24 protein-coding genes and 1 tRNA gene are annotated in these 26,502 nt (G+C 60.7%); 16 read left to right on the forward strand and 9 right to left on the reverse strand.

Annotated features, from left to right (window positions below):
* Positions 1 to 29: 29 nt before the first annotated feature.
* Positions 30 to 1,955, reverse strand: coding sequence for an SPFH domain-containing protein (locus ASE26_RS01805; RefSeq protein WP_082507321.1), 1,926 nt, complete (start codon positions 1,953 to 1,955; stop codon positions 30 to 32).
* Between the two features lie 366 nt (positions 1,956 to 2,321).
* Between ASE26_RS01805 and ASE26_RS01810 the strand changes: the two genes are divergently transcribed.
* Genes ASE26_RS01810 through ASE26_RS01820 form a run of 3 tightly spaced genes read left to right on the forward strand, consistent with a single transcriptional unit; the run spans position 2,322 to position 8,061 of the window.
* On the forward strand, positions 2,322 to 3,518 hold the full coding sequence (locus ASE26_RS01810) for an efflux RND transporter periplasmic adaptor subunit (RefSeq protein WP_082507322.1): 1,197 nt from the start codon (positions 2,322 to 2,324) through the stop codon (positions 3,516 to 3,518).
* A 15-nt stretch (positions 3,519 to 3,533) separates the two neighbouring features.
* The gene (locus ASE26_RS01815; RefSeq protein ID WP_057245492.1) at positions 3,534 to 6,674 is read left to right on the forward strand and encodes an efflux RND transporter permease subunit; all 3,141 of its coding nucleotides are present in this window, start codon (positions 3,534 to 3,536) and stop codon (positions 6,672 to 6,674) included.
* A 1-nt stretch (position 6,675) separates the two neighbouring features.
* Positions 6,676 to 8,061, forward strand: coding sequence for an efflux transporter outer membrane subunit (locus ASE26_RS01820; RefSeq protein ID WP_055931396.1), 1,386 nt, complete (start codon positions 6,676 to 6,678; stop codon positions 8,059 to 8,061).
* On the opposite strand, the gene ASE26_RS01825 is transcribed toward ASE26_RS01820, so the two are convergent.
* Positions 8,058 to 8,555 (reverse strand): GNAT family N-acetyltransferase, encoded by a 498-nt coding sequence (locus tag ASE26_RS01825; RefSeq protein ID WP_156397995.1) that lies wholly within the window; start codon positions 8,553 to 8,555, stop codon positions 8,058 to 8,060. The genes ASE26_RS01820 and ASE26_RS01825 overlap by 4 nt on opposite strands.
* 93 nt (positions 8,556 to 8,648) lie before the next feature.
* On the opposite strand from ASE26_RS01825, the gene ASE26_RS01830 reads away from it, so the two are divergent.
* Both ASE26_RS01830 and ASE26_RS01835 read left to right on the forward strand, forming a co-directional pair.
* A complete protein-coding gene (locus tag ASE26_RS01830; protein WP_055931402.1) occupies positions 8,649 to 9,254 on the forward strand; it encodes a TetR/AcrR family transcriptional regulator in 606 nt (201 codons plus the stop codon).
* Between the two features lie 11 nt (positions 9,255 to 9,265).
* Positions 9,266 to 9,973, forward strand: coding sequence for a fumarylacetoacetate hydrolase family protein (locus ASE26_RS01835; protein ID WP_055931405.1), 708 nt, complete (start codon positions 9,266 to 9,268; stop codon positions 9,971 to 9,973).
* A 49-nt stretch (positions 9,974 to 10,022) separates the two neighbouring features.
* Here ASE26_RS01835 and ASE26_RS01840 read toward each other — a convergent pair whose 3' ends face one another.
* Complete coding sequence (locus ASE26_RS01840) at positions 10,023 to 10,862, reverse strand: Sir2 family NAD-dependent protein deacetylase (RefSeq protein WP_055931408.1); 840 nt, start codon at positions 10,860 to 10,862, stop codon at positions 10,023 to 10,025.
* Positions 10,863 to 10,926: 64 nt separating this feature from the next.
* Here ASE26_RS01840 and ASE26_RS01845 point away from each other — a divergent pair.
* A tRNA-Pro gene (locus tag ASE26_RS01845) sits at positions 10,927 to 11,003 on the forward strand.
* Between the two features lie 140 nt (positions 11,004 to 11,143).
* Positions 11,144 to 11,473, forward strand: a complete 330-nt coding sequence (locus ASE26_RS30395; RefSeq protein WP_156397996.1) for a DUF5710 domain-containing protein — start codon at positions 11,144 to 11,146, stop codon at positions 11,471 to 11,473.
* 58 nt (positions 11,474 to 11,531) lie between these two features.
* Here ASE26_RS30395 and ASE26_RS01850 read toward each other — a convergent pair whose 3' ends face one another.
* The 3 genes from ASE26_RS01850 to ASE26_RS01855 form a co-directional block, all read right to left on the reverse strand.
* A complete protein-coding gene (locus ASE26_RS01850; protein ID WP_055931411.1) occupies positions 11,532 to 11,930 on the reverse strand; it encodes a VOC family protein in 399 nt (132 codons plus the stop codon).
* Entirely contained in the window at positions 11,927 to 12,289 is a 363-nt protein-coding gene (locus ASE26_RS30400) for a hypothetical protein (protein WP_156397997.1), read from the reverse strand. The genes ASE26_RS01850 and ASE26_RS30400 overlap by 4 nt, the downstream gene beginning before the upstream one ends.
* A gap of 96 nt (positions 12,290 to 12,385) precedes the next feature.
* On the reverse strand, positions 12,386 to 12,619 hold the full coding sequence (locus ASE26_RS01855; protein WP_055931414.1) for a membrane lipoprotein lipid attachment site-containing protein: 234 nt from the start codon (positions 12,617 to 12,619) through the stop codon (positions 12,386 to 12,388).
* Positions 12,620 to 12,887: 268 nt separating this feature from the next.
* On the opposite strand from ASE26_RS01855, the gene ASE26_RS01860 reads away from it, so the two are divergent.
* The 4 genes from ASE26_RS01860 (at position 12,888) to ASE26_RS01870 (ending at position 16,679) form a co-directional block, all read left to right on the forward strand.
* On the forward strand, positions 12,888 to 13,292 hold the full coding sequence (locus ASE26_RS01860) for a VOC family protein (RefSeq protein ID WP_055931417.1): 405 nt from the start codon (positions 12,888 to 12,890) through the stop codon (positions 13,290 to 13,292).
* Between the two features lie 134 nt (positions 13,293 to 13,426).
* Entirely contained in the window at positions 13,427 to 13,591 is a 165-nt protein-coding gene (locus tag ASE26_RS30405; RefSeq protein ID WP_156397998.1) for a hypothetical protein, read from the forward strand.
* Positions 13,592 to 13,722: 131 nt separating this feature from the next.
* Positions 13,723 to 15,930, forward strand: coding sequence for a LamG-like jellyroll fold domain-containing protein (locus ASE26_RS01865; RefSeq protein ID WP_082507323.1), 2,208 nt, complete (start codon positions 13,723 to 13,725; stop codon positions 15,928 to 15,930).
* Positions 15,931 to 15,941: 11 nt separating this feature from the next.
* The gene (locus ASE26_RS01870; protein ID WP_055931423.1) at positions 15,942 to 16,679 is read left to right on the forward strand and encodes a metallophosphoesterase; all 738 of its coding nucleotides are present in this window, start codon (positions 15,942 to 15,944) and stop codon (positions 16,677 to 16,679) included.
* Here ASE26_RS01870 and ASE26_RS01875 read toward each other — a convergent pair.
* Complete coding sequence (locus tag ASE26_RS01875; protein ID WP_055931426.1) at positions 16,676 to 17,029, reverse strand: VOC family protein; 354 nt, start codon at positions 17,027 to 17,029, stop codon at positions 16,676 to 16,678. The genes ASE26_RS01870 and ASE26_RS01875 overlap by 4 nt on opposite strands.
* Before the next feature lie 62 nt (positions 17,030 to 17,091).
* On the opposite strand from ASE26_RS01875, the gene ASE26_RS01880 reads away from it, so the two are divergent.
* The 5 genes from ASE26_RS01880 (at position 17,092) to ASE26_RS01900 (ending at position 22,175) form a co-directional block, all read left to right on the forward strand.
* Positions 17,092 to 17,835 carry a transporter gene (locus ASE26_RS01880; RefSeq protein WP_055931429.1) on the forward strand — a complete coding sequence of 248 codons (744 nt, stop codon included), beginning with the start codon at positions 17,092 to 17,094 and terminating at the stop codon, positions 17,833 to 17,835.
* Positions 17,832 to 18,905, forward strand: a complete 1,074-nt coding sequence (locus ASE26_RS01885; RefSeq protein WP_229208101.1) for a patatin-like phospholipase family protein — start codon at positions 17,832 to 17,834, stop codon at positions 18,903 to 18,905. The genes ASE26_RS01880 and ASE26_RS01885 overlap by 4 nt, the downstream gene beginning before the upstream one ends.
* An 87-nt stretch (positions 18,906 to 18,992) precedes the next feature.
* Complete coding sequence (locus ASE26_RS01890; RefSeq protein WP_057245493.1) at positions 18,993 to 20,456, forward strand: catalase; 1,464 nt, start codon at positions 18,993 to 18,995, stop codon at positions 20,454 to 20,456.
* 119 nt (positions 20,457 to 20,575) lie between these two features.
* On the forward strand, positions 20,576 to 21,700 hold the full coding sequence (locus ASE26_RS01895; RefSeq protein WP_055931436.1) for a M14-type cytosolic carboxypeptidase: 1,125 nt from the start codon (positions 20,576 to 20,578) through the stop codon (positions 21,698 to 21,700).
* Positions 21,701 to 21,704: 4 nt separating this feature from the next.
* A complete protein-coding gene (locus ASE26_RS01900; RefSeq protein ID WP_055931440.1) occupies positions 21,705 to 22,175 on the forward strand; it encodes a CYTH domain-containing protein in 471 nt (156 codons plus the stop codon).
* Between the two features lie 195 nt (positions 22,176 to 22,370).
* Here ASE26_RS01900 and ASE26_RS01905 read toward each other — a convergent pair whose 3' ends face one another.
* Positions 22,371 to 23,639 carry a DUF2863 family protein gene (locus ASE26_RS01905; protein ID WP_055931443.1) on the reverse strand — a complete coding sequence of 423 codons (1,269 nt, stop codon included), beginning with the start codon at positions 23,637 to 23,639 and terminating at the stop codon, positions 22,371 to 22,373.
* A 144-nt stretch (positions 23,640 to 23,783) separates the two neighbouring features.
* Complete coding sequence (acnA, locus tag ASE26_RS01910) at positions 23,784 to 26,492, reverse strand: aconitate hydratase AcnA (RefSeq protein ID WP_055931445.1); 2,709 nt, start codon at positions 26,490 to 26,492, stop codon at positions 23,784 to 23,786.
* Positions 26,493 to 26,502 lie beyond the last annotated feature (10 nt).

Consider the following 26,502-nt stretch of genomic DNA (forward strand, 5'->3'; position numbering starts at 1 on the left):
GGCACTCTAGTACCGGCCCGTGTTGTAGGTTATACCTTCTCGGTGGTTGCAGTCAGTTCACCTGCCTTGATGGCGCTCATCAGGCCGAGCAATGTGTTGAAGGCGTTGTTGTCGCCGCCGCCCATCTGGATCTGAGGCACCAGCGGCACCTTCGAGACTTCGAACGCTTCGGCCAGGCGCAGCATCACGGTTTGCGTCAGCTGCTTGTCGGCGCCTTCGCCTTGCATCGCTTCTGATTTGGCCTGGATCGCGGCAGCTTCCGCTTCACCCACCGAGCGGATGGCGGATGCGCGGCCGGAGCCTTCCATCTCCTGCTTGAAGCGTTCGGCCTGCGCCAGAGCTTCGATCTCCTGGCGGCGTTTCTCGGCGGCTTTTACGTTTGCAGCACCTTGGTTTTCCTTAATTGATATGTCGACCAGGGAACCGGTGAGCTCTTTCTGCTTGGCGGCCCGCTGTTCGGCTTCATTCAGTTCGCGCTCCTTGTCGGCTGCGATCTGTTTCTGCGCGAAAGTCTCTACCTGCTCACGCGCGATCTGGCGGTCGCGCAGCTGGGCCATGATGTTCTCGATTTTGTTATCACCTTGCTGCGGTTTAGGCGTGCCAATCAGCACCTCCTGGAACTCCAGCGAATAGGCCTGGAAGCGCTGCTTCATGTCTTCCGAAGCGTTGTGCTGCAATTCGCTGCGTGACTGGATCAGTTCAATGAAGGTCTTGGTTTGGGAGACGTTCTTGAAGTATGAGGAGACCATCGGGTCCAGCGTCTGCTCCACCAGTTGCGCCACATTGCCGAAGCGCTGCACCACCATCGGCGCCTTGCGGTAGTCGATATGCACCACCACTGACAGCGGGAGCTGCGGTTCAAATGCGTCCTTGGTAATCAGCGTGATTTCGCGCAGGTTCTTATCGAAGCTGGAGCCGCTTTCACCGGATTTCCACATCAGCACAAAGTTCGTGGTCGGCACCAGCTCGATCTTGCCGGCGTAGGTGTTGAAGGCGTATTTTCCCGGCATGAGCGGATCGCGCCACACACCTCGGCAGCCGCTTTCCACCAGCTCGCCGTGCGAGTAGTCGGTACCGGACAAGTCATGACCTTTGCGGCCGGTGTAAGACACCACCACGCCGACAAAGCCGACCGGGATCACGGTTTTCTTGATGAACTCCACCGTCGCGAACAGGCGGTTGATGAAGTAGGTACCTTCCACCAGCACACGTTCCTGGCGGCCACGGCGGCCGCCTGCTGACAGGAATTTCTCAGGTTCCTGGTAGGAGTTGTGGGTATCGCCCACGTCAGGCGCCAGCAGTTCGTCCTTCAGCAGGCCAGGGCCGTCCTGCACCGTCACCACGGCGAGTTGGTCGGAGTCGTGCGAACCGGTGGTTTCCTTGATCACCACGGGCGTGAAGCCGCCGCGTTCATCAAGCAGGCCGCGCATTTGTTCGTAGTAGATCTTTTCCTTGGCGTCGAGCGACATCGAATACGTGGCTTCGCCGGTCATCACCACAAACAGGGCGGGGTTGATGATGTGCGTACCTTCGCGCAGGATCTTGCGTTGCGGGCCTTTCTGGCCGCCGTTATTCAGGAAAGCGCGAACGTCGCGGAAATCGTCGATGCCCGAGTTGTCGGCCAGCGTCTGTCCGGCGGGCAGGTCGATGCCGTCGCGCGCGAAAACGTAGCCGATGGTGCCCTGGGTTACGGACACCATTGGATGTATGTGGACGCGGTACTGGAACGGCGCGAAGAAGTGGAAACCGCCTCGCCGGAGTTCCGGCTGCAGGCCTGCCTCGCCATTCAGTGCGAGCAGGCCGCTTTGCACGGAGCCGGATGGGCTCCAGAGTTTTTCAACGACCCCGGTGCGGTCGTTTGGAATGTACTTGATGACACCAGAAATCAACAACAACAGCAGTGCAGTAAACAGGATCGCTGCTACTACGATGAGGCCAAACAGCTGGCTTGACATACAGACCTTTCGGTTGTGGATAAAGCTGGAAACAGATGTGCGTCACGGCGACGCAAGCAGGCGCGCGTGAAGTCAGCGACGCGGCGGGGCCGTGACAGGCAAAAGGGCAGGGAGATGGTTGGCATATGCCAGCGGGAGGAACTGCGGTTGCGCGCGAAGCGCTGGTGACACGAGGTCAAACACGGTTCTTATTATTGCTCTTAAGTGAGTGCATGAACTCATTCTGGCAGATATTGATAAAACTTAAAGATGCTGCACTGCGATTAGAGTGGCGCCTCTAAGGGCTACGTAGAATTACTGACTGGTAAGTCGGAATCCCAAATCGTGTTAGAATGATCGTTCATTCTAAGTCTTTCTGGAAAAAAGATGAAAAACATGCACAAGAATTTCATACTGCTAGGTACCGCTGCTGCGGTAGTCGCAATGGTCGCCGGCTGCGGCGGCAAACAGGTTGGTCCGGCGCAGGGCGGCGCCCAGCAGGCGCCGGAAGTGGCGGTATTTACCGTGGCGCCGCAAGCGCTGGCCATGAGCACCGAACTGCCCGGCCGCACTGCAGCATTCCTGGTCGCCGAGGTGCGTCCGCAGGTTGGTGGCTTGATCCAGAAGCGCCTGTTCACCGAAGGTGGCGACGTCAAGGCCGGCGTCCAGCTGTACCAGATCGATGCAGCGACCTACGTGGCGGCCTTCAACTCCGCCAAGGCGAACCTGGCCAAGGCCAAGGCCAACCTGGCTGCCGCTGCGCCGAAAGTCGCCCGCTATAAAGAGCTGGTCGCAATTGAAGGCGTGAGCCGCCAGGATTACGACGATGCCGTGGCCGCATACGAACAGGCCAAGGCCGAAGTGGAAGCCGCGCAAGCCGCAGTTGATTCTGCGCACATCAATGTCGATTACACCAAGGTGGCTTCGCCGATCTCCGGCCGCATCAGCCGTTCCAACGTAACGCCCGGCGCGCTGGTGACGGCCGGCCAGGCCACTGCACTGACCACTGTGCAGCAATTGGATCCGATCTACGTCGACGTCACCCAGTCGAGCGAAGAATTGCTGCGCCTGAAACGTGAAATGGATAGCGGCTCGCTCAAGAAGGGCGACGGCCAGGCCGCGGTGACGCTGCTGCTGGCCGACGGCAGCAAGTATGCGCTGCCAGGCAAGCTGCAGTTCTCCGACGTGAGCGTTGATCCTGGCACCGGCAATGTGACGTTGCGCGCGCTGTTCCCGAATCCGAAGCATGACCTGCTGCCCGGGATGTTTGTGCGCGCCGTCCTGGAAACGGGCGTCAGCGAGCACGCCATCGCCGTGCCGCAAATGGGCGTGACCCGCAACCCGAAAGGCGAGGCCACCGCCCTGGTGCTGAACAAGGAAGGCAAGGTTGAACAGCGCGTGCTGCAGACCGGCGGCACCATCGGCGATAAATGGCTGGTGAAATCCGGCCTGGTTGCCGGCGACCGCGTGATCGTGGAAGGCCTGCAGAAAGTGAAGCCTGGTGCTCCGGCCGTAGTGGCGAAGAACACCACAGGCACTGCCACCGCCGCAGCTGCGGACAAGCCAGCAGTCGCGGCGCGCTAAGCGGAGGTTTCAATTATGTCCCGCTTCTTTATCAATCGCCCGATTTTCGCCTGGGTGCTCGCCATCGTTGTAATGCTGGCCGGTGTGATGGCGATCAAAGGGCTGCCTATTTCGCAGTACCCAAGTATTGCTCCGCCATCGATTTCGATCACCGGTTCCTATCCGGGCGCATCGGCCAAGACGGTGGAAGACGCCGTGACCCAGATCATCGAACAGAAGATGAAGGGTATCGACGGCTTGCGTTATATGTCGTCGAACAGCGATTCGACCGGCGGCATCAACATCACGCTGACCTTCAACAGCGGCACCAACCCGGACATCGCACAGGTGCAGGTGCAGAACAAGCTGCAACTGGCGACCCCGTTGCTGCCTAGCGCCGTGACGCAGCAAGGCCTGGTGGTGTCGAAAGCGACCCGCAACTTCCTGCTGGTGCTGGGCTTCGTGTCCGAAGACGCCAAGATGAAACAGTCCGACCTTGGCGACTATGTGGCCGCCAATGTGATTGATCCGCTGAGCCGTGTGCAAGGCGTGGGCGATGTGACCCTGTTCGGCTCCCAGTACGCCATGCGCATATGGCTCGACCCGCAGAAGCTGCAAAGCTTCCAGCTCACACCCGCCGACGTAACGGCCGCCATCCAGGCGCAGAATGCCGAAGTCTCGGCCGGTGAATTGGGCGGTGCTCCTGCCATGCCGGACCAGCAGCTGAATGCCACCGTGACTGCGCAAAGCCGCCTGCAGACGCCGGAGCAGTTCGGCGCCATCCTGCTGAAGACCACGGCCAGCGGCGCCACAGTGCACCTGCGCGACGTGGCTCGCATTGAGCTGGGCAACGAAAACTACAATACCGTGGCACGCTACAACGGCTCGCCTGCGGTAGGTGTGGCGATCAAGCTGGCCACCGGCGCCAACGCCCTTGATACGGCCGACGCGGTGAAGAAGAAAATTGAAGTGATGGGCAAGCAGTTCCCGCAAGGGATGAAGGCTGCCGTGGCATTCGACACCACGCCCTTCGTCAAGCTGTCCATTGAAGAAGTGGTCAAGACCCTGGTTGAAGCGGTGATCCTGGTGTTCATCGTGATGTACGTTTTCCTGCAGAACTTCCGCGCCACGCTGATCCCGACCTTTGCGGTACCGGTGGTGTTGCTGGGTACTTTCGGCGTACTGTTCTCGCTGGGCTATTCGATCAACACGCTGACCATGTTCGCGATGGTGCTCGCGATCGGCCTGCTGGTGGACGATGCCATCGTGGTGGTGGAGAACGTTGAGCGTGTGATGACGGAAGAGGGCTTGTCGCCGAAAGAGGCGACCATCAAGTCCATGGGCCAGATCTCCGGCGCGCTGGTAGGTATTGCGCTGGTGCTGTCCGCCGTGTTCGTGCCGATGGCATTCTTCGGCGGTTCCACCGGCGTGATCTATCGCCAGTTCTCTGTGACCATCGTGTCTGCCATGGTGCTGTCGGTGCTGGTGGCAATGGTGTTTACTCCCGCACTGTGTGCGACTTTCCTGAAACCTGGTTCCCACGTTTCCGAGAAAGGCTTCTTCGCCTGGTTCAACCGCAGCTTCGACCGCAGCAGCACCAAGTACCAGGGCTGGGTTGGCAAGATGATTGCCCGCAGCGGCCGTTCGCTGCTGGTGTATGGCGCGCTGCTGGCAGTGCTGGCCGTGTCCTTCATGCGCCTGCCGACTTCCTTCCTGCCGGAAGAAGACCAGGGCGTGCTGTTCTCGATGGTGCAGCTGCCAACCGGCGCTACCCAGCAACGCACCTTGAAAGTGCTGGAGAAGCTGGAGCACCACTTCCTGGAAGACGAAAAAGCTTCCGTGGCTTCCGTGTTCACCGTGGCGGGCTTCAGCTTTGCCGGTAACGGCCAGAATGCCGGTCTTGCCTTCGTGCGGCTGAAAGACTGGTCCGAGCGCAAGAATCCGGACCAGAAGGTGAAAGCGATTGCCGGCCGTGCCATGGGCGCGTTCTCGCAAATCCGCGAAGCGATGGTATTTGCCTTTGCTCCGCCAGCCGTGATGGAACTGGGTAATGCCAGCGGTTTCGACCTGCAACTGCAGGACCAGGGCGGCGTCGGCCACGAAGCGCTGATGGGTGCGCGTAACCAGTTGCTGGGCATGGCGGCCAAGAACCCGCTGCTGATGGCGGTGCGTCCAAACGGCCAGGAAGATACGCCGCAGTTCAAGCTGGATATCGACCAGCAGAAAGCCACTGCGCTGGGCCTGTCGGTCGCAGACGTGAACCGCGTTCTGAGCGTGGGCTGGGGTTCGTCCTACGTGAACGATTTTGTCGACCGTGGCCGCGTCAAGCGCGTCTACCTGCAAGGCACGCCGGAGTCGCGCATGGCGCCGGAAGACCTCAACAAATGGTTCGTGCGCAATGCGCAGGGCGAGATGGTTCCGTTCTCCGCCTTCGCTACCGGCCGCTGGATCTATGCCTCGCCGCGCCTGGAACGTTATAACGGCGTGCCCTCGATGAACGTGCAGGGCATGCCGGCACCGGGCGTCAGCTCCGGTGTCGCCATGGCTGAAATGGAAAAGCTGGTGGCGCAACTGCCGGCCGGTATCGGTTTCGAATGGACCGGCCTGTCGGTGGAAGAGCGCGATTCCGGCTCGCAGACCACGGTGCTGTACACCATCTCCGTGCTGATCGTGTTCCTGTGCCTGGCCGCCCTGTATGAAAGCTGGTCGGTGCCGTTCTCGGTGCTGCTGGTGGTGCCGCTCGGCGTGATCGGTACCGTGCTCGCCACCTGGGGCTTCCACCTGGCGAACGACGTGTACTTCCAGGTCGGCCTGCTGACCGTGGTCGGCCTGTCGGCGAAGAACGCGATCCTGATCGTGGAATTCGCCAAGGAGCTGCAGGAAAAAGGCATCGAGCTGCGTGAAGCCACGCTGCAGGCGGTCAAGCTGCGCCTGCGCCCGATCCTGATGACGTCCATCGCCTTCGGCCTCGGCGTGCTGCCGCTGGCGCTGGCAAGCGGCGCAGGTTCCGGCAGCCAGAACGCGATCGGCGTTGGCGTGCTGGGCGGCATGCTGACGGCTACTTTCCTCGGCATCTTCTTTGTGCCGGTGTTCTTCGTGGTGGTGCGCGCATGGGTTGGCCGCAGGGCCGCCAGCGCCGCACCAGCCGCACCGGCCATCGCTTCGGAGGCGAATTGAAATGAACAAGACTCTCTTTACCCTTGCAGCGGCAGCTTTGCTGGCCGGCTGCAGCCTGGCGCCAACTTACCAGCGTCCGGACTCGCCGGTCGCTGCGGCCTGGCCGCAGGGCGAGGCCTATAAGCCAGCTAAAGCGGCGGCCGATGCCAAGCCGGCCAGCGAAATCGCCTGGCAGGACTTCATCGGCGACCAGCAACTACGGGAAGTCGTGGAACTGGCGCTGAAGAACAACCGCGACCTGCGCGTATCGGCGCTGAACATTGAAAAGGCGAGGGCGCAGTACGGCATAGACCGTTCCGCCCAACTGCCCAAGGTGAATGCGCAAGTAAGCCAGAGCGCCGCGCGTGCACCGGGCGGCGACATCAGCCGCCAGTACACCGGTGGCCTGGCAATTCCTGCCTATGAGCTGGACCTGTTCGGCAAGCTGCGCAACGCTTCGGAAGCGGGCCTGCAAACCTATCTCGGCACGCAGGAAGCCCAGCGCGCCCAGCGTCTAAGCCTGGTGGCCGAAGTCGCCAGCACCTGGCTTGGCCTGGCAGCCGACAAGGAACGCCTGCTGCTGGCGCAGGACACGCTGAAAAGCCAGCAGATCACCTATGAGCTGAGCAAGCGCCGCTTCGAATCCGGCGCCACCTCGGGGCTCGATATGTACGAAGCACAAACCAGTGTCGAAGCCGCGCGCAGCGACATGGCCCTGTACACCGCCCAGGTAGCGGCCGGCGAGAACGCGCTGGCCCTGCTGGTCGGTACCCAAGTGCCGGCAAGCCTGCTTCCGCAAGCCTTGCCGACCGCGCTGACCACGCTGGCCGAACTGCCGGAAGGCGTGCCGTCCTCCGTGCTGCTGCAACGCCCGGACGTGCTGGAAGCCGAGCATTCGCTGCGAGCCGCCAACGCCAATATCGGCGTGGCGCGCGCAGCGTTCTTCCCGAGCATTACCCTGACCGGAAGCGCAGGCAGCGCAAGCAGCAGCCTGGGCAACCTGTTCAAGGCTGGTACCGGTGCCTGGACCTTCCTGCCGCAACTGACGCTGCCGCTGTTCGACTCCGGCGCCAACAAGGCAAGGCTTGATATCGCCAAGGCGGACAACGGCATTGCCGTGGCGCGCTATGAAAAAGCGATCCAGTCGGCTTTCCGCGAAGTGGCAGATGCGCTGGTACAGCGCGGCACGCTGGACGAACGCGTCGAATCGCAAACTGCGCTGACCGAAGCGGCGAGCCGCAGCTACCGCATCCACGAAGCGCGCTACCAGAAAGGGGCGGAGTCTTACCTGAATGCCCTGGTGTCGCAGCGTACCTTTTACTCGGCGCAGCAAAGCCTGATCAGCGTGCGCCTGGCCAAGGCGACGAACCAGGTCACCTTGTACAAAGTACTGGGAGGCTGGGCTTAATCAATGCCGGCGGGCGGCATCCATTCCATGATGTTGTAGATGCCGTCCGCCGCCAGGATGTCGAAGCCGCAGCGCAGCAGCAGGCGCTGGGCCGGACTGCCCAGCGGAACGTTGATCCGCACCGGCAAGCGCAGGCGCTCGCCCTGGGCCTGCAGGCTGCGCAGCAAGCCGAGGCCGATGCCGCGGTTGCGGTATTCGGGCAGCAGGCAAATATCCAGGATGCGCAATTCGTCCGGACCGTAATCGACGTACAGGCGCCCCATCGGGCGTTCACGATCCATGATCACGGCCAGGTCGGCATTGGGGTATTGGGTTTCGTACCAGGTTTGCTGCGCCTTGAACTGCAAGCCTTGCAGCAGGGTTTCGGTGGCGAGGTCACAGCCCCCCATCCGAACTTCGGCGCTGCGCGTGCTGGAATAAAGCTGCTGCATGAACGCCAGGTCGCCCGCTTCCGCGGGCCGCATCTCAATCGAGCGAGAGGTACGGGAGGGCATATCACTCTTTCCTTTAAGAATGAAGTAACTGCCTTTCAATCATAGCACGTTGTAATTTGACAAAGCTCATTCCCTTGGCCAGAGTATCGCCTTATGACTGAAAAACGCCACATCGACCCAGAGCGCGCCGCTAATCGCCGCCGCCAGGTACTGGACGCCGCCGCCACCTGTTTCCGCCGCAGCGGATTCCACGGCGCGAGCATGTCCGAGATCTCCAAAGCAGCCGGCATGAGCGCCGGCCATATCTACAACTACTTCGCCGGCAAAGATGCGATCATCGCCGCCTTCGTGGAGGAAAACGAGACGCGGGTGCATGAAATCATCAGCAATATCGGCAGCCAGCCGGACCCGCTGCAGGCGATCATCGACGACGTCGAGCAGAGTGTCCATAACAACCTCGACCCCGATCATTGGGCGCTGCCGCTGGAAATCGCCGCGGAAAGTGCGCGCAACCCCGCAATAGCCGCCTTGAGCCAGGATGCCGACCGCAGGATGTGCACCAGCCTGCTGGCGCTGCTGAAGGCCGGCCGAGAAAAGCATGGCCTGCCTGCCGACGACGCCACCGTCGAAGGACGCATGCAGGCCGTGATTTGCCTGCACCAGGGACTACAATTGCGGGTGCTGAATTATCCCGACTTGCCGATTCCGGAGCTGATTTCATCCTTCCGCATCGCCATGAGGGCGCTCTTGTTCACCTGAGGATATTGAGAATGGTTGATTACGTATTCGCGCCGCACCAGCTCGCGGCATTGCAAATTTCCGGCACCGACCAGTGCTTCCCGGTGCGCCGCGTTTACTGCGTAGGCCGCAACTACGCTGGCCACGCGCGCGAAATGGGCTCTGACCCGGACCGTGAGCCGCCATTCTTCTTCTGCAAGCCGGGCGATGCAGCGGCCGTGGTGCCGGTGGCGCCAGGCACGGTGGCCGAACTGCCATACCCGCCGCAAACCAGCAATTTCCACTTCGAGTGCGAACTGGTGGTAGCCATCGGCGCCGGCGGCAGCGGCATTTCGGTAGCAGACGCGCCCAAGCACATTTTCGGCTACGCAGTGGGCCTGGACATGACGCGCCGCGACCTGCAAGGCAGGATGAAGGACGCCGGCCGCCCTTGGGAGATCGGCAAAGCCTTCGATTATTCTGCGCCGGTAGGGGAGTTGCGCCGCGCAGCCGACGCCACCGGGGTTGAAAGCGCCCCCATCGCATTGGCCCTGGATGGAACGGTGAAGCAGTCCAGCAGCACCGATAACATGATCTGGTCGGTATCCGAAACCATCGCCAACCTCTCCACGCTATTCCGCCTCGAACCCGGCGACCTGATTTTCACAGGCACCCCCGAAGGCGTCGGCGCAGTGGGCCGAGGTCAATCCCTCACCGCCAGCATCGAAGGCCTCCCCAGCCTCTCGGTGAAGTTCACTTAAGCCCAGTCTCAAGAGCAGGCGGGTCAGACCCTACGGGTCTGACCCTGGTTTACCGGTTTTGATTAATTGCCGCCGCAATCGCCAGCAATCCCTCCAGCGCCCCAGCCGCAACTCCCACATCCTGCGCACTACCAACCGCAAACTCCCGCGGATTAATCCTCACCATCCTGCCACCGCGCTGCACCACACCATGCCCAAAATGGCGCACCGAAGGAATCGCCGTCCCCGCCCCCAGTTCAATCACCAGCGGCCGACGCACCTTCTCCAGCCAAGCCTCCAACCGCGCCGCCTGCATCTCGCTACGCCGCTCAATCCACCCCCAATCCCCAAACATGAGGATATTCGGCCGCGCCAGCCCGCCGCAATCCGGGCAGCGCGGCGCCTCATTACGCAGCCGGCAGGCATCAGCATCCACTTCCGGCCCGAAATCATCAGCCGCCCAGATTTTGCTGCCGCACGCCCCCAGGCACTGCAAGTGATGAATCGAACCGTGGCACTCATAAACCGCCTGCGGATCGAAACCCGCCTTCTGGAACTGGCCATCGACATTGCTGGTAAAAACAAAGCTGCCATGCTCCATCGTCTCGCCCCAACCCTTCAACAGCGTGAAGCCTGCATGCGGCACGGTCTCGCGATAAAGGTTCAGCCGATGACCATAAAAGCCCCAGGCTAAAGCCGGATCGTCTTGAAAAGTGCGCGGTGACGCCACGCTGGTGAATTCCATCCGCGCTCGGCCGAGGGCAGGGTAGGCCTTCCAGAACCCCTCATTGCCGCGGAAATCCGGCAAGCCCGAATCCACGCCAATGCCGGCGCCAGCAGCAATGGCCAGCCCATCGGATTGCGCAATCAGTTCGGCCGCACGCGCAGCCAGTTGTGGTTCGATCGTCATTCGTATAGTTTGAGGTAACTTTGACAAAACCACAAATTGCTCTGATATAATCCGAAGCTCGAGTCGGGGCGTAGCGCAGCCTGGTAGCGTACTTGCATGGGGTGCAAGGGGTCGGAAGTTCGAATCTTCTCGCCCCGACCAATTAAATCAAAGGGTTACAGTTTTTGACTGTAACCCTTTTGATTTTTATGCGCTGGCGCGAGACTTCGTTAAAAACAGCGGCCACAGTAAGCCAGGGAGCCAGTGCTACAATTTGCTGTCTGCCATTCAACAGTAGAGATATGTACGAGTCTTTGCCCTTCGACCCACCATACGTTATCAAGATTCACAGCGCAGAAGGCGATCGTTGGGTGGAAGTACGCGAGGACGGATCGCAGGTTCCATGCGAGGCACCAATGGCTTGGCCGTTGCATTCCATGGAGATGGTGGCGGTATCGCCTTCTGCTTCGACCAATTCCAAGAAACCCGCAATCACCATTCTCAACGTGCCTTATGCCGAGAAGGATGAGGCAAAGAAGCTGGGGGCAAAATGGGATGCCACTCGCAAGAAATGGTACGTTCCGCAAGGATTGAACGCCGAGCCGTTTAGTCGCTGGGTCGCGGCGAGTTAAGGAAAAACGCGGTTTCGGACTAGGCTGGCTTCAGGCCGAGACTGCACGCTATTTTTCCTTAAGCTTCTGGCGCCGTCCACACCAGGTTCCACAAGTGACCATCAATGTCCTCGAAACCCTGGTCGTACATGAAGCCATGATCCTCAGGCGGATGTGGTGTGCGGCCGCCCGCAGCGAGGGCCTTCGCAATGAGGCCGTCGACTTCTTCCCGGCTGTCGCAGCTCAGGCAGATGACGACTTCATTGGCTTCCTTGGCATTCGCGACCGGCTTGTCGATCAGGGACTTGAAGAAGGGCTCGGTCGTCAACATGGCTTGTATGGCGCCGTCGACGATGTTCATAAACGCCGCATGCTCTCCGCTAAATCTGGGATCGAATGAAAAGCCGAGAGCGGAAAAGAAGGCTTTGGAGCTGTCCAGGTTCTTCACGGGCAGGTTGAAGATGATCTGCTTTTTCATGGCGTATCCTTGGCTAGGGTTGAATGGGCAATCGGTGCTTCACCCATACGACGAATAACAAAGCGCAAAATCGACATGTGTTCGAAAATCAAGCCAGCGTTTCTGGATGCGAACCCCCATCTCCGTATGAAGGAGAGGATGTGCAACTCGATTGGGTTGAAAGGTGGGGCGACTGATTTGACCTGGCGCCGCGTATCGATACCTGCCTGCTCGGCGCCCGCATGTGCCCGGCGAACGAAGGTATAGCTCTTGCCCACCCGGAAGCTGTTCGAACAACTGCCGGACGTAATTGGTTGCGCACGAAGGGTGTGTCGCAATTGTCCGAACGACGTGTAAAACTCGATTACATAACCGGCCATGCAGCATCCGCACTGCCCCGGCCTGGTCAGGGCGCAGGACTGAAATGACAAACCCCGAAAGCTGGCTTCCAGCTTTCGGGGTTCAGTTGGCGAATATTACTGGCCGAGAGTGCCGGTAGTGCCCTGGCTGCGCACCTGGCGATCCATTTCGTCTTTATCTACAACGCTTGCGTCGGCGCGAGTCGTACTGCTTGCCTTGCGCGGAATGCGCGAGCCGGTGGTCTCATACGATTGTTCCCTGACGCTTGCAGTCGCGTGGTCATTCTGTGGCAAATCAGCGCAGCCGGACATCAGGATTGCGGTCACCGCAGCAAAAATCATCTTCTTCATACTTATTTCCTGTCTCTTGGATTGTTGAAACCCGGAGCGCTCGCGCTCAAGGTGTAACCAAGAATCTAACATGTCAAATGTCTCATATTTGTATTTTTTATTAATATTTATGTTTGTGACAATCTGAGAACTTCTTACAGGAAACGGAGTGCTATATTCGCGCACCCGTGCGCCCCTGAAACTTTTTTTGCGGTGGATGTCGATTTGAGAAAAGCTGGCGCGTCATAGGATTACCAACCACCTTGTTAATTCTTTTTGAGAGGCCAATATGAACAAGCAAATCTTCGTCAACCTGCCCGTCAAGAACCTGGAAAAGTCGAAGGCTTTCTTCGCCGCCCTGGGTTACACCTTCAACCCGCAGTTCACCGACGAAAATGCCGCCAGTATGGTGATCCATGACGGCAGCATTTACGCGATGCTGCTGGTGGAGGACTTCTTCCGCACCTTCACCTCGAAGCCGATTGCCAATGCCAAGGAAGCGACCGAGGTGCTGGTCTGCCTGTCCTGCGAGAGCAAGGACGAAGTGGATGAGCTGGTGCGCAAGGCAGTTGCGGCAGGGGGCAAGACGCCGCGTGAGCCGAAGGACTATGGCTTCATGTACGCGCACGGCTTTGAAGACCTGGATGGCCATATCTGGGAACTGGTTTACATGGCTCAGCAACCTCAGCAATAAAATCTTCAGCTGCTGTGACAATAGAATAGAATCCCGGCAAATTTCGACACTAAACTCATTAGTAGAAAAGTTTGCCGGAGGTTATCGTGTTGTCCTCATGGGTACGCTGGTTATTGATTGGAACTGTAGGGCTGATGGTGTCCATGTACGCCATGGATACGGTCCGCGTGGCCTCGACGTTGCCAGTGCCGCCACCGGCGCAGGCCAAGGAATCGCAGAAGAACGTGAAGAAACCTGCAAATGCTATCGCCAAGGCGTCCCAAATGGACAAAGTGGCGGATGCGCTGGCAGGTAACTGATTCCAAATCATGCTGAATTTTGCGATCTGATACACAAAATTTCATCAATGTATTCATAGAAATGTTGCCTTGAGGTAAGTTACCATCGAGTGCGCGCGGCGTCCCGTCCGCGCGTCGTTCGAAAGGTGACAATGTCCAAGCAAGACCAAGCTATTTCCCTTCCCCGCAGGACCTTTTGCGCCGGCTCGCTGAGCCTGGTGGCTGTCAGCTCATTTCATCTCACGGGTTGCGGTGGCGGTAGCGGTAGCGGTAGCGGTGAGCCGGGCGCGTCCGGTGCAGCAGGATCGTCGGGTCCGCAAACCGGGCAGCCCGCGCAACCGGCCGTACCTGCACCGACGACGGCGGGGCGCACCTTTGTGCATCCCGGCCTGCTGCATACTGAAGCGGATTTCTCGCGCATGCGCGCCAAGGTCTCGGCAGGCGCGCAACCGTGGCTGGATGGCTGGAACGCGCTGCTGCGCACGGGACGCTCGAACCTGGATACCAGTCCGCGCCCCTTGCAGACCGTGATCCGTGGCGGCGATGGCAGCAATTTCGGCCAGTTATTTATCGACGTGGCGCGCAGCTACCAACTGGCGTTGCGCTGGAAGGTGACTGGCGACACTGCTTATGCCGACAAGGCGGTGGAGTTCCTGAACGCCTGGTCGTCCACGCTGACGACAGTCACCGGCAATTCCGACCGTTTCCTGGCCGCCGGTATTTACGGCTACCAATTCGCCAATGCAGCTGAAATCATGCGGACATATTCCGGGTGGGCCGCTGCGGACTTTGCGCGTTTCCAGAACATGATGCTGACCGTGTTCTATCCCCTGAACCATCAGTTCCTGACAACGCATAACGGCTCCGAGATCACCAATTTTTGGGCCAACTGGGACCTGTGCAACCTGGCCTGCATGCTGGCCATCGGCGTGCTATGCGACCGGGAGGACGTGTACGGCGAGGCGGTGTCTTATTACCTGACTGGCCGCGGCAACGGCGCCTCAAGCCAGACTGTGCCTTTTATCCATCCGGGCTATCTGGGGCAATGGCAGGAGAGTTCGCGCGACCAGGGGCACTGCACGCTCGGCATCGGCCTCGCTGGCGCATTTTGCGAAATGGCCTGGAACCAGGGCGATGATTTCTACGGCTACGACAATAACCGTTTCCTTGCGGGTGCCGAGTATGTGGCCAAGTCCAATTTGTCGGATGCCAGCGGTGTTCCGTACTACACCTCGATGCCATTCGATACCTACATTAACAGGCAGGGCACGGGTACTGCCATCTCGCCAGGCGCTTTGCCGCATTTCCGGCCGGTCTGGGAAATGATCAATCACCACTACGTCAACCGGCTTGGGCTGGCAGCGCCGTTCTGCGCGCAGATGGCAGCCAGGATGCGCGCAGAAGGCGATGGCGGCGCCGGCGACCAGCTTGGCTTGGGAACGCTTACGTTCAGCCGCGACCCGCTCGCTTCGAACGTGGCGCCGAGCGGGCTGACGGCACGCCTGGTGGGAGGGAAGGTCGAGCTGTCCTGGTGGGGAACCGCAAAGGCCAGCAGCTACACAGTCTTGCGCTCGACGGCCGCTGGCGGCCCATACACTACTGTTGCCAGCGGCATCAGCGGTTTGCTTACCTACACCGACAGTGGCATGGCGCCCAACACTTATTACTACGCGATTACTGCGCAGACGCCGTCCGGCAATAGTGAAGCTTCCAACGAAGCGCGCGTTGTCACGGCGGTTGCGCCGCATACCTTGCTCCAGTTCAGCGAGACACAGGGCACGACGGCCGCGGATACCAGCGGCAATGCCCGCCATGGAATGCTGATGAACGGAGCCCAGTGGACCGCGGGCAAGCAAGGCAATGCGGTCCTGCTCGATGGCGTTGACGACTATGTGGCGCTGCCGGCCAAATTGATGGATGGGGTGGCCGACTTCAGCATCGCTGCCTGGGTGTTCTGGGACGGCGGCCGTAACTGGGCGCGCATTTTCGACTTTGGCTCGGGTACCACGCATAACATGTTCCTGACGCCGCAAGCGGCGGGCGCCGGCCTGCGCTTCGCCATCAGCCTTACCAACGGCTGGGGTGACCAGGCGCTGACTTCGGCGCCGCTGCCATCGGGCCAATGGGTGCATGTGGCGGTGACGCTGTCCGGCAGCACCGGCACCTTGTATGTGAACGGCAGTGCGGTTGCCACCAATACCCAGATGACCCATGCACCGTTCCGCATGCGCAGCACGACGCAAAACTGGATCGGCCGTTCGCAGTATTCCTCCGATCCTTACTTCAACGGGAAGATCGACGATTTCCGGATCTATAATGGTGCCCTCAGCGCGGCGGAAGTCGCTGCCTTGGCCACCTAGGAGTTTAAGCGATGCGCATTGCGGTGATGTCGGATATCCATGGGAACCTGTGGGCTTTGGATGCGGTATTGGCCGACATCGCCAGGCGCAATGTTGAAGTGACGGTCAACCTGGGCGATATCCTGTCCGGCCCTCTGCTGCCGGCCGAAACTGCCGAACGCTTGATGGCGCTTGGGTTGCCGACCATTCGCGGCAATCACGAACGCCAGGTGCTGGAGCATGATCCGGCGCGCATGGGAGCTTCGGACCTGTGGGCGCACGAGCACATCGGGCCGGCGCATCGCGCATGGATCGCGTCGCTGCCCGGGGCCATGCGCTTGCACGACGATGTGCTGATGGTGCACGGTACACCGGGCTCGGACCTGGTGTACTGGATGGAGTCCGTGGATCCCGAAGGCCAGCGCACTGCCAGCTACGGCGAAGTGCTGGAGCGGGCAGGCGATGCACAGGCATCCCTGATCCTGTGCGGACATACCCACGTACCGCGTTCGGTATTGCTGGACGATGGCCGGCTGATCGTCAATCCCGGCAGTGTCGGCTTGCAGGCGTATGGCGATGATCTGCCGTATCCGCACAAAGCGGAAAACGGCTCGCCGCACGCACGCTACGCGATTGTCGAGCGCACGGCCAGCGGCTGGGCGCTCGAGCAGTATGCCGTTGCCTACGACTGGCATGCCGCGGCGGAAGTGGCGCAGCGCCACGGTCGTCCTGAGTGGGCGTTCGCCCTGCGCACCGGGCGAATGGGCTAACCGGGGCGGTGGCTGACTTCAATCAGGATGCCGCCGGGAGCCTGGCACCAGAAAGACAGGCAGCCGTAGCTCACCGCCGGGGCAGGCGGTAAGGGAAGTCCTGCATCGGCCAGCCGCTGATAGCCCGCGTGCACGGCTGCGTCGGAAGCCTGCAGGAAGCCGATGTGAAAACCGGCCGGGTAATGCACCTGCTTTGCCTCTTGCAGGACCAGGGCGAAGCCGTCTTCGCCACGCAAGATCGCCATGCCTTCAGCCGGGGCCCGCATCCGTTCAAAGCCAAAACCGCGCTCGAAATAATCGGTAGCCGCTTCGAGTTCTGTGACGGGCAAATCAATATGGTTAAGCTTCATTGTTGATCTCCGGTATTAATGGCATATTCCTATCCTAAGCCGGAATTGCTTTGGAGAGCGAAATGCCGAAACGTGTACTGTGTGTGCTTGCGCTGCCTTTGTGCTGTGCGGCGGCGGAACCCGATAGCTGGATCACCACCGATCGTCCCGATTTTGTGGATGCCCCCGAAGTGGTGGGCAAGGGGCGCATACAGTTGGAGACGGGTGTGCTGCAATCCAAAGAGGCGCGCAGCACGCCCACGTTGCTGCGCATCGGCGTAACCGATGATCTTGAGCTGCGTCTGGAATCCGACGGCCGCCTGACTGACCGCGGCGACCCGGCGCGCACGCGTGGCTGGGGCGATGCCGCCGTGAGCTTCAAATGGCAGGTGCGCGAAGGGGAGGGCGGGACTCCGTCGGTCGGCTTGATCATGCAGTCGGATTTCGCAACGGGATCGCGCGAATTCAAAGGCAACGGAACCCGGCCTTCCTTCCGCGTCCCGCTCGAATGGGAACTGCCGCACGACCTGGAGCTGGGCGTCATGCCCGGCTACTACCTCGATCGCGATGAACGCGGACGCCATGTCTCCACTGGACAATTCGGCATTACGCTGGCGAAAAACCTGGGCGAGCGCGCCTACACCTTCGTCGAAGTGGCGGCGCCGCGCATCTCGCGTGCGCGCGACGGCGGCACCACGGCCAGCTTCGACTTCGGCGGCGGCTATTCGTTCACGCGCGACCTGCACGTCGATGCAGGCGTCATGCTCGGCCTGAACCGCCGCACGCCGGACCTGGCTTTCACCGTTGGCCTTTCGGTGCGCCTGTGAAGAAGAGCATACCAGGGCAGGTAGTGCTGGTGCTGCAGGGCGGCGGTGCGCTGGGCGCCTACCAGCTGGGCGTTTACCAGGCCATGCACGAAGCCGGCGTGGAACCGGACTGGGTGATCGGCACCTCGATCGGTGCCCTGAATGGCGCCATCATCGCAGGTAATCCGCCCGAGCAGCGTTTGCCTCGCCTGCGCGCCTTCTGGGAGGCCATGGAACGCCACGATATTTTCGGCAGCCTGCCGCCGGCGTTTGCCAACGCGCTCACGCTGGCGCAAGGCATTCCGGCATTTTTCGATCCCAACCCGCTCGCCTGGTGGAACCCCGCCGCGCCGCTGGGCGTGGAGAACGCCTCGTTCTACCGTACCAATGCGCTGCGCAATACCCTCGAAGGGCTAGTGGACCTGGCCTACCTGAACGAGCGCCACACGCGCCTGACCGTAGGCGCGGTGAATGCCCGCAATGGTGTGATGCGCTACTTCGACACGCGCAAGGAAGCGCTGGAACTGTCGCATGTGATCGCGTCCGGCGCGATTCCGCCGGCTTTTCCCGCGGTGCGCATCGGCAGCGAACCGTATTGGGATGGCGGCATCTATTCCAATACGCCGATCGAGGCGGTGCTGGATGACGAACCGCGGCGCGATTCGGTGATTTTCTCGGTCCAGGTGTGGAACCCGGACGGCAGCGAGCCGCAAAGCGTGCTGGATGTGCTGGAGAAGCACAAGGAAATCCAGTATGCCAGCCGCGCCAGCCATATAGAGCAGCAGCGCAAGCTGCACCGCCTGCGGCGCGTGATTCGCGAACTGGCGATGAAGCTTCCAGAGGACGTGCGCGCCACGCCGGAAGTACGCGAGCTGGCGCTGTGGGGCTGCGGCACTTCGATGCATGTGGTGCTGCTGAAGGCGCCGCACTTGAGCTGCGAAGACCATACCAAAGATATCGACTTTTCGAGCGCCGGCATCAGCCAGCGCTGGCAGGCCGGCTACACGGATGCGCAGCGGGCGTTCATGGCAAAGCCGTGGGCCGCGGCAGCGGACACTTTCGAGGGGATCGCCATTCACGAGCAATTTTAGCTATCGATTTCATAGATTTAATCAAATTTATTAATCGACCGTGTCTCTTTAGAATGATTTTCACCGATCACATGAAGGAGCCAGTAAATGAGCCAGACCCCTATCACCACCGCATCCGGCATTCCAGTCGTCGATAACCAGAACTCCCTGACTGCCGGCCCGCGTGGGCCCGTCCTGCTGCAGGACTTCCACCTGATTGAAAAGCTCCAGCATTTCAACCGCGAGCGCATTCCAGAGCGCGTGGTGCACGCCAAAGGCTCCGGCGCCTACGGCACCTTCACCGTCACCCACGACATCAGCAGATACACCAAAGCCAAGCTGTTTGCGGCCATCGGCAAGCAGACCGAAACCTTCGTCCGTTTTTCCACGGTTGGCGGCGAACGTGGCAGCGCCGATACCGAGCGCGATCCGCGCGGCTTCGCGGTTCGTTTCTACACCGAGGAAGGCAACTGGGACCTGGTCGGCAATAACACCCCGATGTTCTTCATCAAGGACGGCATCAAGTTCCCGGACTTCATCCACACCCAGAAGCGCGACCCGCAGACCAACCTGAAATCGCCGACCATGATGTTCGATTTCTGGAGCAGGACGCCGGAGTCCCTGCACCAGGTCACCATGCTGTTCAGCGATCGCGGCACGCCGGACGGCTACCGCCATATGGACGGATTCGGCAGCCATACCTTCAGCCTGATTAACGCTGCCGGCGAACGCGTGTATGTGAAGTGGCACCTCAAGACCAGGCAGGGCATCAAGAACCTGAGCGCGGCGGATGCGACGCGCCTGGCCGGCTCTGATCCGGACCATGCGCAGCGCGACCTGTTCAGCGCCATCGCTTCCGGCGACTTCCCGCAGTGGGAGGTGAAGGTGCAGGTGGCGAGCGAGCAGCAATTGGCGGCATGGGAGCAGCGCACCGGGTGGAACCCGTTCGACCTGACCAAGGTGTGGCCGCATGCGGACTTCCCGCTGATTCCTGTCGGCGTGCTGGAACTGAACCGCAATCCGGTCAACTATCACGCGGAAGTGGAGCAGGCGGCGCTGTCGCCTGCCAACGTGGTGCCTGGCCTGGGCTATTCCCCGGACAAGATGCTGCAGGCGCGTTTGTTCGCTTACCACGATGCGCAGCTGTACCGTGTGGGTACCAATCACCAGCACTTGCCGGTGAATGCGCCGCGCTGTCCTTTCCATAACCAGCAGCGCGATGGCGCCATGGCTGCGGGCTTTGGCGGTGCGGAGCAGAATTATGCGGCGACCGAGGCGGCGGGGTCCAATCCACAGGGGATGGGGCATGGCGAGCCGGAGCTGGCATTGGACGGCGGGGCAAGGCGCTACGATGGGCGGGGCAAGGAAGATGACTACACCCAGGCGGGGAACCTGTTCCGCTTGCTGCCTGAGCAGGAGAAGCTGAACCTGTTTGACAATATTGCCGGGCCGCTGAGCCAGGTGAGTGATGAGATTATCCAGCGCCAGTTGGGGCATTTTGATAAGGCCGATGCGGGCTATGGCGCGGGCGTGCGGGCGGCGCTGAAGGCGCGGGGCCGCAACGTCGACTGAAAACCGGCCTGCGGCAGTCGCGTATCCGGTGTCAGGCCGTAAGGGTCTGGCACCGGATTACCGGTTTGGGTGTGTACAATATCGTTTCCGATCAACCCAAGCCTCTGAACGGGACAGTAATGACCATCAAAATCAGCCAGAATTTCGACTCTGGCGCCATCGAAGTAGTCCGCGCCGACAATGCCGCGAACATCGAACTGAAACTTCGCAAGGACAACGCCGCCGACATCCACCAGTGGTTCCACTTCCGCCTGCAGGGCGCACGTGGCGAAGCGGTGACGATGAAGTTCCTGAACGCCGGCGACGCAACCTACGCCAAAGGCTTCGAAGACTACAACGCTGCCGCCAGCTACGATGGCGAAAACTGGTTCCGCGTCCCGACCTCTTTCGATGGCCATGTAATGACCATCAAACACACGCCGCATAACGACAGCGTGTACTACGCTTACTTCGAGCCGTATTCGTGGGAGCGCCACCTGCGCCTGTTGGGCGAAGTGGCCGAGAACCCGATCGCGCGCGTGCTGGATATCGGCTCCACCGTCGACGGCCGCGACATGAACCTGGTCGTCATTGGCGAGCCGGAAGCTGAAAAGAAAATCTGGTTCATCGCCCGCCAGCACCCAGGCGAATCGATGGCCGAATGGTTCACCGAAGGCCTGATTGATTCCCTGCTGGACGACGCCAACCCGATCGCACGCAAGCTGCTGCAGCGCTGCTGCTTCTACATCGTGCCAAACATGAATCCGGACGGCTCTACCCGCGGCAACCTGCGCACCAACGCGGCAGGCGCAAACCTGAACCGCGAATGGATGACGCCTTCGCTGGAGCGTTCGCCTGAAGTGCTGTGCGTGAAACAGAAGATTCACGAAACCGGCGTCGATATGTTCTTCGACATTCACGGCGATGAGGCGCTGCCTTACAACTTCGTGGCCGGTAATGAAATGCTGGAGAACTTCACGCCGGAGCAGATGGCGCGCCAGAAGAACTTCATCGACCGCTACAAGAACGCCACGCCGGACTTCCAGGATGCGGTTGGCTATGCGCCTTCCAAGTACAAGGAAGACATGCTGACCCTGGCGTCCAAATACATCGGCCACCACTTCCAGGTGCTGTCGCTGACGCTGGAAATGCCGTTCAAGGATAACGCGGACCTGCCGGTTCCTGCCGTCGGCTGGAACGGTGCGCGTAGCGCGGCGCTGGGTGCGGCAATCCTGCAGCCTATCCTGCTGTCGCTGGACGAGTAAGCAGATGGGGATCGAGATCGAACGCAAGTTCCTGGTCGCCGGTGACGGCTGGCGCACGCAAGGCGAGCCGGTGCTGCTGCGCCAGGGCTACCTGTCCTCGCATGCCGAGCGCACGGTGCGTGTGCGCATCGAGGGTGAGCGGGCGGTCTTGACCATCAAGAGCAAGAGCGTGGGCGCGGCGCGCGGGGAGTGGGAGTATCCCGTGCCCATTGCCGACGCCGCTGAACTGCTGGACCGGCTGTGCGAGCGGCCGCTGATCGAGAAGTACCGCCGCCGTATTCCTGTCGGCGGCTTCGTATGGGAAGTGGACGAGTTCCTCGGCGAGAATGCGGGCCTCGTTGTCGCGGAAATTGAATTGCCGGCTGAGGATGCTTTATTTGACAAGCCTGACTGGGCTGGCGAAGAAGTCACCCACGATTTGCGCTACTTCAATTCAAACCTGATCAAGCAGCCGTACTCCACTTGGAAGCGATGAAATTCGGGAATTCGGTGCCAGGTCTGTCATTCGGACATCCAGTCGATTTGCTTGATCTTCCTCAATACGCGATTAAGACGCATTTTGCGTATTGAGGAAGATCAAACGATAGCGCTAGCTGTCCAAATGACAGACCTGGCACCGGATTATGGCACCGGATTAAAAAAGCCCGCGTTGATCGCGGGCTTTTTTGTCTTAGTGGAAGTGCTCGGTGCCGGTGGCGGAGTCTTCCGGCATTTCGGCGTGGACCAGCTCGCCTGATGGATCGGCGAAGAGGGGCGCGCCGCAGTCGTCGCAGTATTCGGCGACATACTTTTCGCCCAGCTTCTTCACCTGCGATACGCCGGCGGCGTTCAGGTGCTCGACGATCTCTTCGACCGGCGTGCGCGGCTTGAGCAGTTCGGCCAGCGTGGTGCCGGACAAGCCTTCGGCCGGCGTGCCTTCCTCGTCCTCCTGGCCGTACAGCGGCCACACTACGCCGTACATCACGTCGCTGTCGGAACGACGCGTGAAGGCGACGCGGTATTCATCCACCTGGCCATCCGGCGCGGATTCATCGCCGAAGCCGGCAATCACCGCACGCAGGTCGGACGGCTCGCAATCCAGCGAATGCGTCAGGTAATGCACGGCGGCGCGGATCGAGACCGGACGGATCAGCTTGTCGGCTTCGCGGCAGCCGGTGTAATAGGCTTCCGGCAGCAGCAGTTCGACGCCGCAACCCGGCAACAGGCGCGCCACGGTCGGCGTGGCTTGCGTGGTCCATGCTGCCAGCGCATCGCGCCGAGCTTCGGCCTGGGCGGCGTGATGGGCGGGCTCCTGCCAGCGGAACAAGGGGCCATTGTGCGGCGCCACCACGGCTACCATCAGGTAGCGGGTATCGGCCAGGAAGGGCGCGGTTTCCACCACCTTGCTGTCGGATTTGACGGCCTGGCCTTTGAGCGCAGCTTGCGCCAGCTTGTGCACCTTCGAATAGGCTTCGGCATGGGTGCGCGGCAGCTGGTCGATCGAATACAGGGTGGACGACATCGCCATATGCGTGCCATCGGCCAGCAGGTGGGCGGAGAAGTGCGCCGACAGGGTGTTCAGGATGTCGGACGGGATCTGGCCCGAGGCAATCGAGAAGCGCGTCCAGGCCAGCACCGGTGCTGCCACCAGCAGGATGTCGTACTCGCGCGATTCGCCGTCGACTTCCACCACGATGGTGTCGGATTCGCTGACCGCTTCCACGCTGTCCATCAGGATGTCGTAGGCAGGCAGGTCCAGGCTGAACAGCGAGTTCAGGGCCGAGTCGACAGTATCCTGGTGTCCTGTGCGCAGCAATTTGTGCAGTTGGACATCCAGCGCCCGCTCCCAGTTACGCTCTTCAATGCGGCTGGCGGCCTGGCCCAGGGCTTGGGCGAGGGAGATAAGGCGCTGGCTGTCGGCAGATAATTTGTGGGTTGAATCTTTGGATGGGCGACGCATAGCGCTTTTCTTAATGAAAAAGGAAACCTTGGTACCCTTATTGTAGTGGATTCGGCAAGAGTTGGCGGCAAATGAACAGGACAATAAAAAACGCCACCCGAAGGTGGCGTTAGTTGCTTAAAAAATGGGGTACGTCCCCATTTTTTAGGCAGCCAGCAGCTGGCGCAGCACGAATGGCAGGATACCGCCGTGCTTGTAGTAGTCCACTTCGATCGGGGTGTCGATGCGCAGCAGTACTTGCACTTCCTTGCTCGAGCCGTCGGCGCGGTGGATCACCAGGGTGGCTTGCTGTTGAGGCTTGATTTCGCCTTCCAGGCCCTTCAGGTCGTAGGTTTCGCCCTTGCCGGTGATGCCCAGCGATTCAACGGAGTCGTTGCCGATGAATTGCAGCGGCAGCACGCCCATGCCCACCAGGTTGGAACGGTGGATACGCTCGAAGGAACGGCAGATCACAGCCTTCACGCCCAGCAGCTGGGTGCCTTTGGCCGCCCAGTCACGGGAGGAGCCGGTACCGTATTCTTCGCCGCCGAAGATCATGGTCGGGGTGCCTTCTTCAACGTAGCGCATTGCCGCGTCGTAGATCGACAGTTGTTCGCCCGATGGCTGGTGGATGGTGATGCCGCCTTCAACAGCGGAACCGTCGGCCTTGGCCGGGATCATCTTGTTCTTGATACGCACGTTGGCAAAGGTGCCGCGCATCATGATCTCGTGGTTGCCGCGGCGCGAGCCGTAGGAGTTGAAGTCGGCCTTCATCACGCCGTTTTCCTTCAGCCATTTGCCTGCCGGGCCGTCTTCCTTGATCGAGCCTGCTGGCGAGATGTGGTCGGTGGTGATGGAGTCACCGAACACGCCCAGTGCGCGCGCGCCCTTGATGCCGGTTTCGGCAGCTTTCGGGGTCATCGCGAAGCCATCGAAGAATGGAGGTTCTGCGATGTAGGTCGAGTCAGGCCAGTTGTACACTTGGCCTTCGGTCGACGATACGGCTTCCCACAGCTTGCCCGGGTTGCCTTTGACGTCGGCGTAGTTGGACTTGAACACTTTGGAGTTCATCGCGAACTTCATCAGGGCGGCGATCTCTTTCGAGGTCGGCCAGATGTCGCCCAGGTACACGTCCTTGCCATCCTTGCCCTGGCCGACTGGTTCGGTCATCAGGTCGCGGGTCACGTTGCCGGCGATCGCGTAAGCGACGACCAGCGGTGGCGATGCCAGGAAGTTGGAGCGGATGTTCGGGTGAATACGCGCTTCAAAGTTACGGTTGCCGGACAGCACCGCAGCAGCGACGATGTCGTTGCCGGTGATGGTGGCGTTCAGTTCCGGGGTCAGGTCGCCAGCGTTGCCGATGCAGGTGGTGCAGCCGTAAGCGGTCACGCCGAAGCCCAGTTTTTCCAGGTATGGCAGCAGGCCGGCAGCGGTCAGGTACTCGGTCACAACGCGCGAGCCAGGAGCCAGCGACGACTTGATGTGCGGAGCCACGGTCAGGCCGGCTTCCACAGCTTTCTTGGCCAGCAGGCCGGCTGCCAGCAGCACGCTCGGGTTCGAGGTGTTGGTGCAGGAGGTGATGGCAGCGATCAGGACGTCGCCGTTCTTCACGTTCACGCCATTGCTGGTGGTGTAGGTCTTGGTCAGTTCGTCGGCCTTCTTGTTGAAGCCGTTCTCGGTGGTTGGCTTCGAGAACAGTTCGGTGAAGGTGGACTTGACGTTGCCGATTTCGATACGGTCTTGCGGACGCTTAGGACCGGCCAGCGACGGTGCAACGGTGGACAGGTCCAGGTGCAGTTCGCGGGTGAAGTCGATGTCGCCTTTCTTCGGCACGCCGTACATGCCCTGTGCCTTGAAGTAGGCCTGGAATGCAGCGATTTCTTCCTTGGTGCGGCCGGTGCCTTCGAAGTATTCGATGGTGGCGTCGTCGACCGGGAAGAAGCCCATGGTCGCGCCGTATTCAGGCGCCATGTTGGCGATGGTTGCGCGGTCGGTCACGGACAGGGACTCGGTGCCTTCGCCGAAGAATTCGACGAACTTGCCCACGACTTTTTCTTTACGCAGCATTTCGGTGATGGTCAGCACCAGGTCGGTCGCGGTGCAGCCTTCGCGCAGCGCGCCGGTCAGGTTGACGCCGATCACGTCCGGGGTCAGGAAGTACACCGGCTGGCCCAGCATGCCGGCTTCCGCCTCGATGCCGCCCACGCCCCAGCCCACTACGCCGATACCGTTGATCATGGTGGTGTGGGAGTCGGTGCCTACCAGCGAGTCAGGGTAGTACACGCCGGAGCCGTTGTGCACGCCGCGTGCCAGGTATTCCAGGTTCACCTGGTGGACGATACCGAAGCCTGGAGGAACCACGCCGAAGGTGTCGAAGGCTTGCATGCCCCACTTCATGAACTGGTAGCGCTCGTTGTTGCGCGAGAACTCCAGCTTCATGTTCAGGTCCAGGGCCTTCGGCTCGCGGAAGTGGTCGATGGTGACCGAGTGGTCAACCACCAGGTCCACCGGCACCAGCGGTTCGATCTTCTTAGGGTTGACGCCCATCTTGGAGGCGACGTTGCGCATGGCAGCCAGGTCGGCCAGCAGCGGAACGCCGGTGAAGTCCTGCAGCACAACGCGGGCTACGACGAATGGGATTTCGTCGGTGCGGGCAGCGGTGGCGCCCCAGTTAGCCAACTGCTTGACGTGCTCTTCGGTCACTTTCTTACCGTCGCAGTTACGCAGAACGGATTCCAGTACGACGCGAATCGATACCGGCAGGCGGGAAATCTTGGCGCCCAGTTCCTTTTCCAGGGCTGGCAGGGAGTAGAACTTACCCTTCTTTGCCCCGATCGGGAAATCCTTAAGCGTATTCAGTGTGTTGCGGGACATGTCCTCTCCT

It is taken from the genome of Duganella sp. Root198D2, assembly GCF_001428585.1.
Classification (GTDB): Bacteria; Pseudomonadota; Gammaproteobacteria; order Burkholderiales; family Burkholderiaceae_D; genus Rugamonas.